Raw genomic sequence first — 17,242 nt, 5'->3', positions numbered from 1 at the left:
GTTGCGATGCAGGCGCAGCGATGTTCAGCGTGCCGCCGGCGTCAGTTCCAGGGTCAGGACCTCGAACGGTAGCAGCTTGATCGTGCCCGTGCGGTCGGCATCCAGCGTCTTCGGCACGTCGGCGCCGCCGCTCCGCCACACGTCGCGCACGTCGAAGTGGCGTGCCACGCCCGGCGGCAGCTGCAACTGGCGCTCGAGGTCGACCACTGCGAGTTGCGGCTTGTCGTCCGGATTGCGGAGGGTGACGATGGCCTTCCTCGGCGACCACGCGGCCCAGCCGTAGACATCCAGCCGGCCGGGGTCGCCGCCGATCCAGTGCACGTCGCGCAGCACGTCGGCGTTGGCGCACGACCATTTCGCCGCGTCCGCCAGCGTGTCCCAGTCCTGCGGCGTGAGCAGCGACGGCGTGATGTACATCTCCTGCAGCTCGGTGCCGGTGGCGAAGTACGAGTGCACCTCGTTGGCGAAGTCGTGTCCCGGATCGGTGTCGAGGCGCGGGTTCTTCCGCGCGTAGATGATGCCGTGGAGCATCAGCGAGTCGATCGGGAACAGCGGACCCTTCAGCACGATGTTCTGGTAGGTCTGCTGGTCGCGGTAGGTGATCCACCGCTCGCGCATCGTGCCCACGCCGGCATACCAGTCGTCCTCGCCGTCGCGCCAGATGGTGTCGGCGTAGCGCAGCCAGAACGGCGACGCCCAGGTGCCGGTGGTGAGGTTGATGAAGGTGTCCGGCTTGTCCTTGCGGATATCGCCGATCAGCTGGATCGCCGCGGCGAAGTCGCTGTCGAAGCGGCTGCCCGGGAACACGCTGCTGACGTTGCCGGTGCCGTCGAACTTGAACTGGTTGATGCCGTCCTTGTCCAGCAGATCCATCACCACCCGGTGGAAGCGCTGGTAGTACTTCGGCCCGGACAGCGCGAAACCGCCGTCGTTGGTCTCGTAGCCGGCTGCCTTGCCGCTCTTCACGCGCTCCTGCCACGGCTTGCCGTAGCCGCCCCACGGCGACAGCCAGATGCCCGGCGCGGCGCCGTACTTCGCGGCCGCCTCCCGCAGCGGCACGAAGCCGTGCGGAAAGTCCCTGCTGAAGTTCCAGCTGCCGCTCAAGTCGTCCCAGCCGTCGTCGAACAGGAACGAATCCAGTTTCACGCCGCGCTTCACGGCGAGCTCCCGGCCGAAGGCGTTGATGCGGTCCAGCGCCTCCGCCTCGGTGTACGGGGTGAAGTAGCCGATGTCGTACCAGGAGTTGTAATGCAGGAAGGTGCGGTAGGGATGCGCGCGTTCGCGCTCGACGTAGCTATTGAAGTCGCGGCGCAGCTGGCCGCCGCGCACCACGCCAACCACCGCCGAGTAGGCCACCGTCTTGCCCTGCTCCAGCGGCAGTGTGCGGGCCATGGAGAGTTTCACCGCGTCGTGGTACGCGGTGCTCTCGGACAGCGGGTTCTCGAAGCCGAGATAGACGTCGCCGGCCACCACCGGCGAGCCGTTCACCGTGCCTTCCACCTCGGCACCGGCCACCTTCGTCTCCAGCAGCAAGACCTTGGCGATCTTCTCGGCCTGCTTGAGCGCGGTGATGCCCACTTCCTCGCGCAGGTAGGGCGAGCCGTCGCGCTGCACGAGTTTCCAGTCCACCCGGAAGCGGCCGTTCGCGTCGCCGAAGCTGGCCGCGACCGCCTTGCCGGGAATCCGACCGGCCAGCCGCGAGGACCTGGCATCCACCGGCAGCGCCACCACGTGCGGCAGCGACAGCAGGTTCATGTCGGCGGCCTTGATCATGCTGCCGTCGGCCATCACCAGCGCGAACGGCGCGGATACCCGCAGGGTGCGGCGGTGCACGCGGTCGGTCACGGTGAAGTCAACGAGGTGCCGGCTGTCCAGCTTCCAGCGTGCCTCGATCGCGGCGTTGCCGAAGCTCTCCTCCCCCTGCCGGTCGGCAAAGATCGCGGTGCCCGGCGCCAGCACCAGCTTGCCGCTGGCGACGCTGTCCCCGGCGTGCACCGGGCCGAGGCCCGCCAGCGCGACGAGCAGCCAGGACGCCAGCACGCTCGTGCGTGGCGAACGAAGCGAGTGCGGATGCGATGCTGCCATGGTTACCTCTCGTATCGATCTGGTGGCACCGACCTGCCCAGCGTATGGGCAAGCCTGTCGATGCCTGTGCTGGAAGCGCCGTACGGCACGGCTGTGCGGCATGCGCCGGAAATGCCTTGCATCAAAAACGGATGTCCGTCGTTCAGCAGCGGCAGCAAATGCCGAAATCCGTCCGTTGCGCCAGAGGGCAAGCCACGCTGCAGCACGTGGACACGCTCATCCCGACGCGAATGGAAAGGTGGCGCCGGGTCCCTGCCCTGCAGCGTTGTCCCGGAGAGGCAAGGAAGCCATCGTGAACATGACCTCGCTTGTGCCGCCGCTGCGCGGAAGTGCAGCCGGCGCCCTCCCTGCGCCGGCTGCCTGCGTTGGGCTTACTGTTCCGGCAGCTTGCCGAGATCCACATCGGGCCGGATGCCGTTCGGCTGGCGATAGAACCACTGGTGCGATGCGACCGAAGGCGTGAAGAAGCCATCGTTGCGCAGATAGAACTGGTTGCCGACGGCTCCGCCGGCGAAATCCGCGCGCTGGTTGTTGTATCCCGTGGGGTCGACGTCGTACCAGGCCGATGTCATCTCGGTCCACGCACCGCTCGAGCTGATCGCCCACTCGTTGCCGAAACTCGCGCGGCGGCCAAGATAGCCGGTGTCGGGATTGAACCCCTCGAGGAAGGAATACACGCCCCGCTGATACGTCGACGTACCGGGATATTTCCACGTGGCAACAAAATGCCATTTGACGCCCGCCTGTACCTCGTTGCCTCCCTGGCCGTTGTCGCCGCAGGCGTTCTCGCCCTGGGGTGAGCCGAACCAGGCCGAGAACAGCGTGTTGCCCTGGCCGTCGGGCTGGGCGCGCGTGACGAAGCGATACGTACTGCCCGCTCGCCAGTTGCAGATCATGTGGCTTTGTCCGCCGGTCCCTTCCCCACCGAAATTGTTGACGATGGTCTGGTTGCCCTTGGCGACGAGCGTGGTGCTGCCGCCCGGCGGATCCCACACCGAGAACAGGATCCAGCGCTTGTTCGGGGCGTTCACCTGCATGCCGAAGTAGCCGACGTTGAACCCGTTCGCCATGTAGTACGTGCCGACCGGGTCCTGCCCGGCCGGCACGGTGACTTCACTGTAGAAATATTCCGTCTCGGCCGGAACATTGAAGCCCAGATGCACCGACGGGCCGCGCCGCGACCAGTAGAAGTTGCCCGGATCATCGGCGAAGAGCAGACCGCCAGCGGTCGCCGTGCCGTCCAGTTGCAGCCCGGAGATGTCACCGAAGTAACCGCCGTTGTTGGAGACGCCCCGCAGGTCGATCTTCACGTAACCCGGCTGGTTGATCCTGAACGTGCCCACCGGGAACACGGTGTTTGCCACGTCCGCTGGCGCCAGCGCGACGGTCTGCGACTGATCGCCAATGGATACCTTGACCGTGCTCTGGGTCGAGCCGGACAGGCTGCCGACCAGCGACACCTGCAGATCGCCCGGCTGCATCACGTCGACATAGGTGCTGATCGTGGTGTAGGGCGAATCCCAGTTGTGCAGGCCGGTGTCGTCGATCGTCTCGTCCGGCTTGTTCCTGGACTGGGTGATGTACGCATTGCCGCCCAACGGAACCGTCGTGGGCAGCGCTTCGGCCGCGGGCGCCGCGAACAAGCCGGAACCAAGCAACAAACCGGATGCAAGCCATAACCCGCCAATTCGATATCCGAGTTTCCGCACAAAGCCTCCGTAATCACGAGTGAGAAAGAGAGCATGTGTGATCCGCGCCCGCATCGTTTGTCCGTGGCTGGCTGCCGCGGATGAAGCCGCAGGACCAGCCGGCGTGCGTCGCGAATCGGTTCGAAGCCGCCGCCCGGCAGGGCCGGGCGGCGGTTTGTTGCAAGGCGGCGCGGCACGCCGCCGTCCACGTTCAGTAGTCGTAGGTGACGCCGAGCCGCACGTAGCGCGGCGGCTGCAGCACCAGCGGCGTGCCGTAGAGCGGGTTCGGCGTGCCGCCGCTGTTGCCGTTGTAGTGGGGATTCAGGTTCAGCGGCGCCTGCCCGTTGAACACGTTGAACACGTCCACGCTGAAGGCGAGCTTGTGGTCGGCTAACGCCGGACGGTAGTGGACACCCACGTCAAGCTGCCTCATCCACGGCAGGCGTCCCGTCGCTCCCGGCGGCGATGGCTGGCCGTTGCACCAGTGGTAGTTGGAACCGTAGCCGTCCGGGTCGCTCTGACCCGGCCCGTAGTAGCCGAGGCAGTACTTCGGGCCGCCCGAAGTCAGGTTGAGGTTGGCCGACACCATCCACTCGGGCGTGACCGCGTAGTAGCCGTAGGCCTTGATCACGTGCGTGTGGTCGTTGCCCTGCGGACCGTTGGCGTAGACCATCAGCTCCGGAAAATCCCAGTCTTCGTTCTGCGTGCCGCCAGTGGCCTGGATGTTGGACTGGCCCTGGCCTTCGCTGTTGCCGTAGCTGCGCGAGAAGGTGTAGCTGATCTTGCCGTACCACTTGCCGTCGAACGGGTGCTCCAGGAAGCCTTCGAGGCCGTAGTAGCGGCGCACCGCATGCGGGAAATGCATTTCGGCATTGGACAAGGTCACGCTGTGGAACGCGCCGCTCGGATCCTGCACCGCGAAGGTGTTGGCCTGGCCCGGGTTGATGTAATAGCAAGTGGCGTCGTTGACGTCGGTGATGCCTTCCGCAGCCGCCTTGTCCACCACCGCCTGCGCATCACAGTAATCGTCGATCACGTGCCGCAGGATGCGCCGGGTGAGCTTGGCGCCGTAAACCCAGTTCGGGCCGCCGGTCTTGCTGAAGCCGAGCATGAACTCGTCCTGGTCCATCGCCTTGAGGCTGGTCACCGTCATGGTGCGCGGGTCGGGCGTCTGGCCATAGGCACCGTTCGGCGACACCGGCGGCGACATCTGCGTCAGGCCGGTCGGCGTGCCGTCCGCCGCAATGCCGCTGTACGTGTAGTACTGATTGGTGGCTACGTAGCCGTTGGCGGGGTCGCCCGGGGCGATCGGCGAGCCCAGGTAGTAGCGGCCGGCATTGCCGAACACCTTGAACGTGCTGTCGCCGAACACGTCCCAGCTGAAGCCCAGGCGCGGCGCCCATTGCGGCTTGGTCTGGCGCATGTAGGCGCTGGCGCTGGCATTGGTGTTGGTGAAGCTGTCGTCGCGCAGGCCGATGGAAAGCAGCAGCCGATCGTTGACCTGCCACTGGTCCTCGATGTACTGGGCCTTCTCGCTGGAGAACAGGTTGCCGCCCTGGCTGAAGATGTACTTGGAGGCGTAGTAACCGCTCGCCCCGTTCGGATAACTGGCTGGCGCGCCTACGCCGAGCCCGGGGAACAACGCATCGCCCGGTGTGCTGGTGTGGCCGTATTGCCACAGGTAGCCCGGCCCGGAGGTCAGGTCGGCCTGGTCGCGCGCCGCGGTACGCAGGTTGTCGATGCCCGCGGTGATCGTGTGGTCGCCCAGGGCATAGGACAGCGCAACCCGCAGGTTGGTGGTCACGAAGTTCTGGCCCGGGTTGCTGATCCTGCTGACGGTCTGGTTGTTGGTGATCGGCGTGCCGCCGTTCAGCGCCGGATTCTGGTTCGTGTAGCCGCTGAGGTAGGTCAGGCTCGGGTCGTAGGCCGGGTTCTCGCTGTAGCTGCGCGTCTTCATGCTGCCGTACATGGCGGTCAGGGTCAGCTTGTCCGTGAGGTAGCCGGTGTACTTCGCCAGCCACAGGTCGCCACCGTGCTTGGTGTTGTTGGCGTAGGACTTGAAGCCCGCGTCGGTCAGGTTGTCGTAGTCATAGCTGTAGACCGTGCCGCTGGACAGGCTCTTCTCGGATGCACCGGTCAATTCCAGCAGGTTGTTGCTGGTGATGTTCCAGTTGACCTTGGCGTACCACTTGGGCAGCGTGTTCCGGTAGTGCGAATCGGTGCCGCTGTCGACGCTGTTGACCGTGTTGCCCTGCGTGTGGGTCATTTCCGCCGAGGCGAAGAAGAACAGCTTGTCCCTGATGATCGGGCCGCCCACGTAAAGGTCGTAGACGGAGGACCAGCTGCCGTTCCGGTTGCGCGGGTCGTACAGCCGGCCGGCCACCGGCGACGGTGGCAGGCCGTTCGCGTAGTAGGTGCTGTCCTGGTTCGCGCGCAAGGCGGAGGGCTCGTAGAGGAACTGCCCGCCGAAATGCCACTCGTTGGTGCCGCTCTTGCCGATCATGTTCAGCACACCGCCGTCGCTGCGCCCGTACTGGGCGCTGTAGCCGCCGGTGTAGACCTCTTCCTGCTCGATCGAGCCGTACGGCAAGGTGATGCCGCCCGCGGACAGGTTCGGGTCGGTGGTGTTGAAGCCGTTGAGGTAGTACGCGTTCTCGGTGGACGACGACCCGCCGAAGCTGACCAGCGACTCGCCGGTCGTGCTCTTCGCGCCGCCGGCGCCGATGTTCGCCGCCGGCGCCAGCAACGCGACCGCTTCCGCCGTATGACCCAGCGGCAGCTTGGCCAGCTGGTCGGCGGTAAGCACCGTGCGCGAGTCCACCGAGCTGACGTCGATCGGCGGGATCGCGCTGGCGGTCACGCTCACGCCGGAAAGCTGCGTCGCGTTCTCCGCACCGCCCGTGGCGGCTTCCGTGTTGAACGAAACGTCCGCGCCCACGCCCACCTTGAGCACCACGTTGTCGCGGCGCTGCACCACCTGGCCGTCGCGCATCAGGCTCACCGAATACGTGCCCACCGGCAGTTGGGTGGCGTTGTAGCGACCCTGGCTGTCGACGCCGACAGTGCGCGTCAGGCCTGCGCCGTTGCTGACCGTCACGCTTTCGCCCGACTGCGCCGGCACGCGGCCGAAGATGCTGCTGGTGGTGGACTGGCCATGCGCGGCCGTGGACGCCAGCAACAGACCCAGAGCCGTGGCCAGGCCGGTCTGTCGCAGCGGAATGCATCTGCTGGATTTCATGAATGCCCCTCGGAATGTAATGAACTGCTTCTGGATATCCGCAAGCCCAGCACCCCCGCAGCCCACGGATTGTTCGTACGCCGATGGCTCATCCTCATCGGCAGTGGCGGACTCCGCCGCCGCTCAGTGCTTCCATTCCCGCACCCGCACCCGGCCGAGCAAGGCCTCGACCTGGTCCGGGCGCACGTAACCGGTTTCCACATCCATCGCGTTGGCGGCGCCGCAAGCCACCGCCAGCCGCAAGGCCTCGCGCAACGGCTCGCCGCGCCTGACGGCCACGGCCATGCCGGCGAGGAAGCAGTCGCCCGAGCCGACGGTGTTGCGCACCTGGTCGAGCTCGACCGCGGCATGCCACGCGCCGCTGTCGTCCATGCCCAGCGCGCCCTGCGCGCCCAGGCTCAGCACCGGCATTGCCACGCCGCGGGCATGCAGCTCGCGCAGCGCGGCGACGGCGGCATCGAGATCGCCGAGGCTGCGGCCGAACAGCGCCTCGGCCTCGTCGCGATTCGGCTTCAGCAGGAACGGCTGCGCCGCCACCGCCTTCCGCAGCACCTCGCCGCTGGCGTCGACCAGGCAGCGCTTGCCCGCCGCGCTCACCTGCTGCGCCAGCTCGGCGTAGGTGTCGACCGCCAGGCCAAGCGGCAGGCTGCCGGACAGCACCACCAGTTCGCTGTCCGCCAGCGCGAGGCGGAACGCGCGATGCAGCGCCGCGCCATCGCGCTCGCCCAGTCGCGGCCCCTGCCCCAGCACCTCGGTGATCTGCCCGCCCGCGTCCTGCAGCGCGATGCAATGACGCAGCGGCGCATCGATCTCCACGCCGTGGAACAGCACGCCGCGTTCGCTCATGCGGCGGGCAATGAGGTTGCGGTGCGCCGCGTCGACGAGGCCGATCAGCTGCACCGGCTCGCCCAGCGCGGCAACGGTCTGCGCCACGTGCAGGCCCTTGCCGCCGGGCAGCACCTGCTCCTGCACCGCGCGATTGACTTCGCCCAGATGCAGCTCGTCCACCCGCATCAGGTGATCGATCGCGGTGTTGAAGCCGGCGACGGTGATCATGCGGCGCCTCCCAGCAAGGCTTCCGCCTCGGCTGCGTCGGCCTGCCGTGCCGTGCCGCCCACGCCGCGCGTGGACAGCGCGCCGCAGGCGTTGCCCCAGCGCATGGCCTCGGCCAGGGGCAGGTCGCGCAGCCAGGCATGCAGGAAGCCGGCGTCGAAGGAATCGCCCGCGCCGGTGCTATCCACCGCCTCCGCTGCGAAGGCGGCTGACTCGAGCAGGCTGCCGTCGCGGCCCAGCGTGGCGCAGCCGTGCCGGCCGCGCTTCACCACGATGCGGGTGCGGCCGTTGTCCAGCGCGCGCAGGCCGTCGAGTACGTCCCCGCAACCGCTGATGCCGGCGAACTCCACGTCGTTGGGCAGGAACAGGTCGACTTCGGCGAGCAGGCGAGGCCATTCGCTGCCCCAGCGCTGCTCCGGGTCGAAGCCCGGATCGAGCGAGGTACCGAGGCCATGCGCACGCGCCCGCGCGAACAACGACGCCAGATCCGGTCGCAGCGCGCTCTGCAGGTAGTACGAGGACACATGCAGGTGGTCGGTCCTGGCCAGCAGCGCGTCGTCGATGTCCGCGGCGCACAACGCGCCGATCGCGCCGGCGTAGGTAACCAGCGCGCGGTCGCGGCTGGTGGAGAACGAGGCCGTGATGCCGGTGCGCAACGCAGGGTCGCGCCGCACCGCGGCCACGTCGATCCCCGCTCCCTGCAACGCCGATACGCAGAAGCCGCCCCAGCCGTCCGCGCCCACCTTGCCGGCGAAGGCGACCGGATTGCCCAGCCGCGCCAGCCCCATCGCGCAGATCATCGAGGAGCTACCCGGCACGACCATGGCGTCCTCGGCCAGCACCTCGCGGCCCGGCGCGGGAAACGCCCGGCAATCCCGGAACACCAGGTCGACGTTGAGTTCGCCGGCGACGAGGATGCGTTTCACGCTCCGCCTCCCGCGTGCAGCGCGAACGATTCGACCACGCGGGTGAGCACGCCCTGCGCCGGCGCGTCCGGCTTGCCGCCCAGCGCCAGGCAGCGGAAGAACGCCAGCACCTGGCCCACCGCCACGTCGGCCAAGAGCGGCAACGCGTCGTCATCGGCCGCCAGGCCGCCAAGGTCCACCGCCACGTCCTGCGCGCCGATCACGTCGGCGCCGATGCCCTCGCCCACCAAGACGCGCGCCAGGCCAAGACGCTTGCGGTCGAGTTCGCGCAGCAGGTCGTATTCGTAGGCGCGCACCGCCGGATCGGGCGACAGGAACGCCACCACCAGGGTGTCTGCGTCGAGGCTGGACATCGGGCCGTGGCGCAGACCGAGGAAGGTCTCCGCCATCGTGTGCACGCGGCCGCCGGTCATTTCGAGCATCTTCAGCGCAGCCTCGCGCGCAGCGCCCAGCGCGCCGCCGCTGCCGAGGTAGACCGCCCGCTCGAAGCCGCGATTCGCGATCGCGGCGAGCGCGCCGGACTGCCGCTCGAACACGCGCTGCACGCAGCTGGCGAGGCGCCGCACGCCGTCCTGCCAGTCGGCAGCGTCGGCGCGGCCGCCAAGACCACTGCCGGCCAGCACCAGGTTGGTGAAGCTCGAGGTCATCACCAGGCTGCGGTCATTGGTGCGCTCGTCCAGCACCAGCGCCACGCAGCGTGGCTCGCCGCGGTACTGCGTGGCCAGCCTGCCGCCCGCGTTGCAGGTGATCGCGAGGTGGCGCCAGTCCGGCGCATGCGCCAGCAACTGGTCGACCACGCCAGTGCTCTCCGGGCTGTCGCCCGAACGTGCGATCGAGATCAGCAGCCCGCCGCCCGGCGGCAGCGCGCCGCGCCAGTGCGTGAGCAGGGTGCCCGCGGCAATCGCCTGCACCGGCACGCCGAGTGTCTGCTGCAGGTCGGGCGCGATGCATTCGCCCGCGTAGATCGAGCTGCCTGAACCGGTCAGCACGGCCTGTGCCGGGCGCGGCGTCAGCATGGCCCGCCGTTGCGCCAGCACCGACGGTTCGCGCAGCAGGGCCGCGGTGGCCTGCCAGGTCGCCGGCTGCTGCAGGATCTCGCGCAGGGTGTCGGCGCAGCCGAGCTCGCGCTGCAGCGCCGGCGCGGCCGCCGCCAGCGCGGCGAGACTGTCGAATGCTTTCGATTTGTTTCCAAGTATTGACATTTGACTCATTTCGTTCGAATGTGAAGCCATTCGCCCACCATATGCAGCGTATTCGAAATGAATCAGAACTTACAAGTACCTTCGCAAGCTTCCGAAAAGTTTTCGAGCCTGCCACTGTCGCAGGGCAAGCGCGCCCGCCTGTGGCGCTTGCTGTACGGCTCGGGCCCGAAGAACGGCAGCCTGCTCGTGCTGCCGCTGGACCAGGGCCTGGAGCACGGCCCCACCGACTTCTTTCCCCATCCGCCGGCCGTCGATCCGGACTACCAGTTCGAACTCGCCGCGGCCGGCGGCTTTTCCGCCATCGCGCTGGGCATCGGCCTGGCCGAGAAGTACATGAGCGGATACGCCGGCCGGGTACCGCTGATCCTCAAGCTCAACGGCAAGACCAACATCCCCGGCGACGCCGAGGCCACCTCGCCGCTGTTCGCCTCGGTGGAGGACGCCGTGCGCCTCGGCGCCGACGCGGTGGGCTACACCATGTACGTGGGCTCGCCGCGCCAGCACGACGAGTTCCGCCAGTTCGAGCAGGTGCGCCGCGACTGCGAGCGCTACGGCATGCCGCTGGTGCTGTGGTCCTACCCGCGCGGCAGCGCGGTCAACGCCAAGGGCGGCACCAACACGCTGTACGCGCAGGATTACGCCGCGCGCGTGGCGCTGGAGCTGGGCGCCGACATCGTCAAGCTGCACGAGCCGAACGACAGCGTGGCGAACGTGCCGGCACCCTACGACACGCTCATGGAAGACTCCGCCGCCCGCTGCGCCCGCGTGGTGCGCTCGGCCGGCCGCACCATGGTGCTGTTTTCCGGCGGCGAGAAGAACGACGACAACGCGGCGGTGCTGCGCAAGGTGGAGCACTACATGCAAAGCGGCGCCAACGGCGTGATGTTCGGCCGCAACATGTGGCTGCGCCCGTTCGACCAGGCGGTGAACCTCGTGCGCCAGGTGCACGACATCATGGCGAAGCATCCGCGCTGAGCTTGACTCCCTCTCCCCCGGCCGGGGAGAGGGCTTGGGCGAGGGGCCGGGCTGGCGATGAAGTGGTTTCAGAGCGAGCGTTGATCGAGGATCGCCGCGAGCCTCGACCCCTCACCTCAATCCTCTCCCCGGCGGGGAGAGGAAGCGAACGCAAGAAGCGAGTTATCAGATTGAAGCGGACCCAACAGAAACCCTGCCTCTGCTGCGCGCCGCCCACCGGCGCCGGCACCGTGCGTATCGAAGGCAGCGGCAAGAATCCGCTGCAGACGGCGCGCGACGACGGCAAGGGCGAATTGCGTCTCAAGGATTTCAGGCCGCGCAGCATGCTGCACGTGCCGCAGACGCGCGTCGAGCGCCCGCGCTACCCGGTGATCGATGTGCACGCGCACCTCACCTGGTCGAAGAACGTGCGCAACGGCGTGTCGGTGGGCGAGGAGATCACCGTGTTCGGCACGCCGGAAGAATTGCTGCCGGTGATGGACCGCAAGGGCGTGCGCACGCTGGTGAACCTCACCGGCGGCGTGGGCAAGGGGCTGGAGGAAAGCATCCGCCTGTTCGACGAAGCCGCGCCGGGGCGCTTCCTCACGCTTACCGAGCCGTCGTTCGCGCTGTTTCCCGAGCCGGACTATCCGCAGCGCCAGGCCGACGCGATCGCGCACGCGCATCGAGCCGGCGCGCGCGGCCTGAAGCTGCTGAAGACGCTCGGCCTGTACCTGCGCGAACGCATCGACGAAGGCCCGCTGGTGGGCGTGGACGACTGCCGTTTCGACCTCATGTGGGAAGCCTGCGCCGCGCACGACATGCCGGTCTTCCTGCACGTCTCCGACCCGGAGGCGTTCTTCCTGCCCACCGACGGCGGGAACGAACGCTACGAGGAACTGGCCAACCACCCGGACTGGTCGTTCTACGGCCCCGGGTTTCCCAGCCATGCGGAACTGATCGCCGCGCGCGACCGCATGATCGCGCGCCACCCGGACACCACCTTCGTGCTGCTGCACGTGGGCAACAACGCCGAGAACCTGGCCGCCGTCGAGGACTGCCTGGCGCGCTTCCCGAACACGATGGTGGACATCAGCGCGCGCATCGGCGAGCTGGGCCGCCAGCCGCGCATCGCCCAGCGCTTCTTCGACCGCTACCAGGACCGCATCCTGTTCGGCACCGACGCGGTGCCGTCGCCGTGGGGCGACGACGTGCCGCAACAGTTGTTCGGCGACGCGCTGTACGAGATCTACTACCGCTTCCTCGAAACCGAGGACGAATACTTCGACTACGCCCCCGCTCCGGTGCCACCGCAGGGACGCTGGTCGATCTACGGGCTGAAGCTGCCGGACGCGGTGCTGCGCAAGGTCTATCATGACAATGCCGCCCGACTCCTGCATATTCCGCCCGCATGAGCAAAGCCCAGACCGCCAAGCCCGCCACCCGGCCCCGCCATCGCCTGCTGCTCGGCGAGCGCCGCCGCCTGATCGTGGAGCACGTGGAGGAACACGGCCGCGCCACGGTGGAGGAGCTGGCGAAGAAGTTCGCCACCTCCGCCGTCACCATCCGCGCCGATCTCGAGGCGCTGGCGAACGCCTCGGCCATCGTGCGCTCGCACGGCGGCGCGCTGCCGGTGGTGCCGGTCAGCAGCGACATCCCGCTCAACATCAAGGAAACCCGCCACCAGGCGCAGAAGCTGCGCATCGGCCAGGCCGCGGCGGCGATGATCCGCGACGGCGAGACGATCATCCTCGACTCCGGCTCCACCACGGTGGAGATCGCGCGGCAGATCCGCCAGCGCAAGTTCCAATCGCTCACCGTGATCACCAACGCATTGAACATCGCGCTGGAGCTGTCCGGCCTGCCGCACGTCCGCGTGATGATGCTGGGCGGCCTGCTGCGCCAGACCTCCTATTCGCTGGTCGGCCCCGATGCGGAACACGCACTGGCCAAGCTGTCGGCCGACCGGCTGTTCCTCGGCGTGGACGGCATCGACCCCGAGGTGGGTGCGACCACGCCCGATCCGCTGGAGTCCGCGCTCAACGCACTGATGATCCGCGTGGCTCGCCAGACCGTTGCCGTATGCGACGCCAGCAAACTGGGCCAGCGCAGCCTGTCGGTGATCGCGCCGGTACGCCAGCTGCACAAGGTGATCAGCGACAGCAGCGCGCCGCCCGAGATCGTGGAGGCGCTGCGCAACGCCGGGGTGCAGGTCGAATTGGTCTGAAATTTGCCGCCCAAAGTGGTCGTTGCCCGGGCGGGCCCGCCTGATTAGGCTCGGCTTCCTGTGCTCAGGCAACTCCGCAGGAGGGTGGACGATGGACGCAGCATCCGGAACGGGCGGCAGGGGCATGGCTCCGCTCGCATGGCTGGCGGCGTGCCTCGCTACCGGCGCAGGCAGGCCGGCCGCGCGCGGCATGGGGCCCGGTCGTGTGCTGCTGGCGCTGGCAATGGCCGCACTGGGCCTGCGCGGACTGGCGTTCGGCGATTTCGCGGGCACCTGGCAACGCATCCCGGTCGCGCACCTGCCGGCGCAGGATTTCCTCGTGCACCTCGCTGCGCTGGTCGAACTGGCGACCGGCATCGGCATCCTGGTCCCCCGCACCGCGAAGATTTCCGCGGGCGCGATGGCGACCTTCGCCCTGCTGTGGATGGTGCTGCTGAAATTTCCGGCCGTCATCTACGCGCCAGCCATGGAAGCGACCTGGCTGGGCGCGGGCGAGATCGCGGTGATCCTGGCCGGCGCATGGGCGGTCTTCGCCGCGCTGGCGAAGCCGGACGGGCGCCTTGTCGCTGGACGCAACGGCATGCGCAACGCACGGCTGCTGTTCGTGCTGGCGCTGCCCACCATCGGCCTTTCGCATTACGTCTACGCCGACATCACGGCCGGCTTCGTACCTGCCTGGCTGCCGTGGCGGCACGGCTGGGCCTACCTGACCGGCGCGGGCAGCCTCGCCACGGCAGCCGGCATCCTGTTCGCGATGTGGCCGCGCCTGGCGGCCACACTGGAGGCGGCGATGCTGGGCGTCATCACCCTGCTGGTCTGGCTGCCGCCGCTGCTCGCGCAATGGCACGACAGCAGTGCGTGGTCGGCGTTCCTGATGTCCAGTGCGATCGCCGCCGGCGCGGCGGCGGTCGCGGATTCGTACCGCGGCATCGGCTGGGCGACGCGGGGGCCGCAGGCCTGAGCGACGCCGGCTCCTGGAAGCCGGCGTCACGGGTGCTCAGAACGACCAGCGGTAACTCAGCGTGGCCATCTTCGCCGCATCGCGCTGGCCGAAGTACTGGTCGTAGCCCAGCGTGAGGTCGCTGCGCGCACTCATGCTCCAGTCCAGCGTGGCGCCCGCCACGCCGCCATAGCGCGACAGGCCGATGCCCCCCAGCGGCGCCCACTGGTTCACGCCGCTGAAGCTGGCGTCGAACACGGCACCGCGCAGGCCAAAGGACTGCTGCCAAGCCAATCGCCCCTGCAGATTGAGGCTGCCGCCACGGGCCAGCTGCCAGCCACGGCTCGCGCGCAGGCCCATTCCCGCCTGCCAGCGGGCAGTGGTGAGCGCGCCGGACTTCAGCCCGAAGCCGTCGCCACCCAGCTCGTCGAACCCGTCGCGATTGATCTGTGCGTATTCCAGGCTCGCATACGGCGTGACGCGGGTGCCGCCCAAGCCCAGCCGGTAGCCGCTCTCGCCATAGGCCACGCCGTAGCGGCCGCGGCTGTCGCTGGATACGCCGCTGAACTGGTTGCCCAGCTGCAGCCGGCGATGCATGGTTTCCCGGTAGCTGCCCACGCCAAAGCGGCCCATCGCGTACCAGGCACCGCGCTCCGTGCCGCCGTAGACCATGCCTTCCACCGCGTGGCTGTAGCCCTGGTCCGCGGTTTCGGTCAGCCGACCCAGGCCCTGGCTGCGGCTCAGCGCGAAACCGGCCACGCCGCTGCCGCCCACGCGGAAGTCCTGCCCCACCAGCCAGCCGCTGAGATCGTAGCCCACGTTCCCGTAGCCGCTGCGCGACATGTCGCCGTGGTAGCCGAGCCCCTGCGTCCACGCACCGGGCTGCGGCGTGTCGAGCAGTTGCTCGAAGCGCTGCGACAGCGCCCGCGTGCCGGCGTCGATCGCCTCGAAGGTCATCGCCGCACTGGCCGCGTGCAGCTGGCCGGACAGGCTTTCCAGGGACTGCTGAAGGGACTTGAGATCCGCAGTTTGCTGCAGGCTCGCTGCGCCGCTTAAGAAAGCGGCGTTGGTGCTGCCTGCTGCTCCGCCGAGCTGCGCATCGATTTGCTGAAAGGCGCTATCTACGCGTCGTGCAGCCCCATACGAAGCGCCCGTATAGCTCATCCCAGGGACCGCGCTGGCCTGAACCTTCACGACATTCAACCACGCACTGTTTGCGTCATAGCTCAAGGTGGCGGTCAACAGCACGCCCGTTCCAACACTGAGCGATGAAAACGTGCCGCTCAGTCCACCATTGGCCACAAGCACATCCGTGTGGGAATTGGCTACATAACCATTGGCGGCTCCCACAACCTGGAGGTCGGCCCCCGGATAGCCATTGCTTGGACCAGACAACGTGGCGGAGCCACTGACCCGCAACACGGAACCCAGTTCCAGTGCAAGCCGGCCACCAGGCCATTCGTAGTAATTGCCGCCTACGTTGACGTCCCCCCCACTCACCAACAACGTACCGCTGTTGGTGATGTTCCCGCCAATTGTGTGGGTGTCGCGCACCATGCCATCGATATTCAGGGAGCCACCGATCGACTTGGCGACCAGCATGCCCTCTTGGACATCCGTCAAACCGGTGTATGTAGCCGGCTGAGTAAGTACCAACGTGCCGCTGCCCTGCTTGATCAGACCGCCCGCGCCGGAGATCGGGTTGTTCCAGGTCGAGGTGCCGCTGAAGCTGACGGTGACGTCGCCCCAGTTGAACTGCATCGGGCCGTTCACCGCACGACCCACGTCCAGTTCGCCGTAGCCGAAGGTGGCATTGGGCTGCGAACCGCCCAGCGGATCGGCGGTGCCGAGCAGGGTCTGCCGCACCAGGTCGTTGCTGAAGTACGGGTAGGCCTGCCACACCAGTGCCGCCGCACCCGACACCTGCGGCGCCGCGAACGAGGTGCCTTCGACGATGTAATAGGACGGGCTGGTGGTGGAGGACGTGGTGTTCTTGTCCAGCACGATCACGTCGCCCGGCGCGGCGAGGCAGTAGTTCATCGCGCGGCCGCAGGCGTTGGAATAGCTCGCCAACTGGGTGGGACTGTTGCTGTTCACCGCGACCGCCACCAGCCAGCCCTTGTCCAGGCCGAGACCGGGCGCCAGCGTGGGCAGGCTGGCGATGTCGCTTGGGTCGCTGCGCGATTCGTTGCCCGCCGCGAACACCACCAGGCCGCCGTGCTGCTGCACGAACGGCTGGTAGGCCTGGCCGAAGGCCTGGTTGATCGAGGCGTTGGTGGTGTCCCAGTAGATGCCGCCCCAGGAATTGTTCTGCACCTGCACGCCCGCGTTGATCAGGTCCGGGTTGAGCGTCTGCGCGAAGAAGGCGGCGTCGGCCGCGGTCACCTGGTTGCCCTGGCCGGAGCCGTCGTCCTTCGGCTCGGTGTCGGCGATGATGCGCGCCGAGACCAGGCTGGCGCCCGGCGCGATGCCGCCGGGAAACTTCCCGAACGCCGCGCCTGCGGCGATCTCCGAGACCCAGGTACCGTGGCCGACCACGTCGTCGATGCTCGTGTTGTTGGCCGTGGGATCGACGTAGACCAATTCCTGCGTGACCCGCCCGGCCACCGTCGGATTGCTGCGCATGATGCCGCTGTCGACCACGCCGATGGTCACGCCCGCGCCGGTGTAGCCGGCCTTGTGGGCGTCGTAGGTGTTGGTGATCGAGAGCTGGGCATCCAGCGGCGGCGGCGGCGGCGCGGTCGAGGCGGGTGGTGGCGCCGCAGGGGTCGGCTTGACGCCACCGCCCCCTCCACCGCCACCGCAGGCGGCCAGGCTCAGGGCCATGCCGACGGCACAGGCCAACCGGTGACTACGCAGGCCGTGCACGGCCGTTTCCCCATGCGGTTTCATGGTCTCTCCCCCTGATCCTTAGGATGACGCCCGCCAC

At 68.0% G+C, this 17,242-nt stretch carries 11 protein-coding genes; 4 read left to right on the top strand and 7 right to left on the bottom strand.

Going from position 1 to position 17,242, the window contains the following annotated elements; translation table 11 throughout:
• Positions 1-24 precede the first annotated feature (24 nt).
• The 6 genes from ACQGNW_RS11925 to ACQGNW_RS11900 form a co-directional block, all read right to left on the bottom strand.
• Positions 25-2,085, bottom strand: coding sequence for an alpha-galactosidase (locus ACQGNW_RS11925; RefSeq protein ID WP_426663394.1), 2,061 nt, complete (start codon positions 2,083-2,085; stop codon positions 25-27).
• A gap of 371 nt (positions 2,086-2,456) precedes the next feature.
• A complete protein-coding gene (locus ACQGNW_RS11920; RefSeq protein WP_426663393.1) occupies positions 2,457-3,794 on the bottom strand; it encodes a DUF3472 domain-containing protein in 1,338 nt (445 codons plus the stop codon).
• A gap of 190 nt (positions 3,795-3,984) precedes the next feature.
• Entirely contained in the window at positions 3,985-7,011 is a 3,027-nt protein-coding gene (locus ACQGNW_RS11915) for a TonB-dependent receptor (RefSeq protein WP_426663392.1), read from the bottom strand.
• Between the two features lie 123 nt (positions 7,012-7,134).
• Complete coding sequence (locus ACQGNW_RS11910) at positions 7,135-8,067, bottom strand: 1-phosphofructokinase family hexose kinase (protein WP_426663390.1); 933 nt, start codon at positions 8,065-8,067, stop codon at positions 7,135-7,137.
• Positions 8,064-8,990, bottom strand: a complete 927-nt coding sequence (locus ACQGNW_RS11905) for a carbohydrate kinase family protein (RefSeq protein WP_426663389.1) — start codon at positions 8,988-8,990, stop codon at positions 8,064-8,066. Before ACQGNW_RS11905 ends, ACQGNW_RS11910 begins: the two co-directional genes overlap by 4 nt.
• Positions 8,987-10,192 carry an SIS domain-containing protein gene (locus ACQGNW_RS11900; RefSeq protein WP_426663388.1) on the bottom strand — a complete coding sequence of 402 codons (1,206 nt, stop codon included), beginning with the start codon at positions 10,190-10,192 and terminating at the stop codon, positions 8,987-8,989. The genes ACQGNW_RS11905 and ACQGNW_RS11900 overlap by 4 nt, the downstream gene beginning before the upstream one ends.
• Positions 10,193-10,249: 57 nt before the next feature.
• On the opposite strand from ACQGNW_RS11900, the gene ACQGNW_RS11895 reads away from it, so the two are divergent.
• The 4 genes from ACQGNW_RS11895 (at position 10,250) to ACQGNW_RS11880 (ending at position 14,334) form a co-directional block, all read left to right on the top strand.
• On the top strand, positions 10,250-11,167 hold the full coding sequence (locus ACQGNW_RS11895; RefSeq protein WP_426663387.1) for a class I fructose-bisphosphate aldolase: 918 nt from the start codon (positions 10,250-10,252) through the stop codon (positions 11,165-11,167).
• Between the two features lie 170 nt (positions 11,168-11,337).
• Positions 11,338-12,561, top strand: coding sequence for an amidohydrolase family protein (locus tag ACQGNW_RS11890; RefSeq protein WP_426663385.1), 1,224 nt, complete (start codon positions 11,338-11,340; stop codon positions 12,559-12,561).
• Positions 12,558-13,373 carry a DeoR/GlpR family DNA-binding transcription regulator gene (locus ACQGNW_RS11885; protein WP_426663384.1) on the top strand — a complete coding sequence of 272 codons (816 nt, stop codon included), beginning with the start codon at positions 12,558-12,560 and terminating at the stop codon, positions 13,371-13,373. The genes ACQGNW_RS11890 and ACQGNW_RS11885 overlap by 4 nt, the downstream gene beginning before the upstream one ends.
• 124 nt (positions 13,374-13,497) lie before the next feature.
• Positions 13,498-14,334, top strand: coding sequence for a DoxX family membrane protein (locus tag ACQGNW_RS11880; protein ID WP_426663383.1), 837 nt, complete (start codon positions 13,498-13,500; stop codon positions 14,332-14,334).
• 36 nt (positions 14,335-14,370) lie between these two features.
• Here the strand turns inward: ACQGNW_RS11880 and ACQGNW_RS11875 are convergent, their stop codons facing one another.
• The gene (locus ACQGNW_RS11875; RefSeq protein ID WP_426663382.1) at positions 14,371-17,205 is read right to left on the bottom strand and encodes a S8 family serine peptidase; all 2,835 of its coding nucleotides are present in this window, start codon (positions 17,203-17,205) and stop codon (positions 14,371-14,373) included.
• Positions 17,206-17,242 lie beyond the last annotated feature (37 nt).

Origin of the sequence: Rhodanobacter aciditrophus (assembly GCF_050026795.1) — a bacterium.
In the GTDB taxonomy this organism is placed as follows: Bacteria; Pseudomonadota; Gammaproteobacteria; order Xanthomonadales; family Rhodanobacteraceae; genus Rhodanobacter_A.
The sequence above is the reverse complement of the archived record's forward strand: the minus strand, read 5'-3'. Positions and strand labels throughout refer to the sequence as shown.

What these genes read in the sequence shown, in the direction of transcription:
- ACQGNW_RS11925 (WP_426663394.1), bottom strand. Translation starts at nt 2,085, where the DNA reads ATGGCAGCATCGCATCCGCACTCGCTTCGTTCGCCACGCACGAGCGTG.
- ACQGNW_RS11915 (WP_426663392.1), bottom strand. Translation starts at nt 7,011, where the DNA reads ATGAAATCCAGCAGATGCATTCCGCTGCGACAGACCGGCCTGGCCACG.
- ACQGNW_RS11910 (WP_426663390.1), bottom strand. Translation starts at nt 8,067, where the DNA reads ATGATCACCGTCGCCGGCTTCAACACCGCGATCGATCACCTGATGCGG.
- ACQGNW_RS11900 (WP_426663388.1), bottom strand. Translation starts at nt 10,192, where the DNA reads ATGTCAATACTTGGAAACAAATCGAAAGCATTCGACAGTCTCGCCGCG.
- ACQGNW_RS11895 (WP_426663387.1), top strand. Translation starts at nt 10,250, where the DNA reads ATGAATCAGAACTTACAAGTACCTTCGCAAGCTTCCGAAAAGTTTTCG.
- ACQGNW_RS11885 (WP_426663384.1), top strand. Translation starts at nt 12,558, where the DNA reads ATGAGCAAAGCCCAGACCGCCAAGCCCGCCACCCGGCCCCGCCATCGC.
- ACQGNW_RS11880 (WP_426663383.1), top strand. Translation starts at nt 13,498, where the DNA reads ATGGCTCCGCTCGCATGGCTGGCGGCGTGCCTCGCTACCGGCGCAGGC.
- ACQGNW_RS11875 (WP_426663382.1), bottom strand. Translation starts at nt 17,205, where the DNA reads ATGAAACCGCATGGGGAAACGGCCGTGCACGGCCTGCGTAGTCACCGG.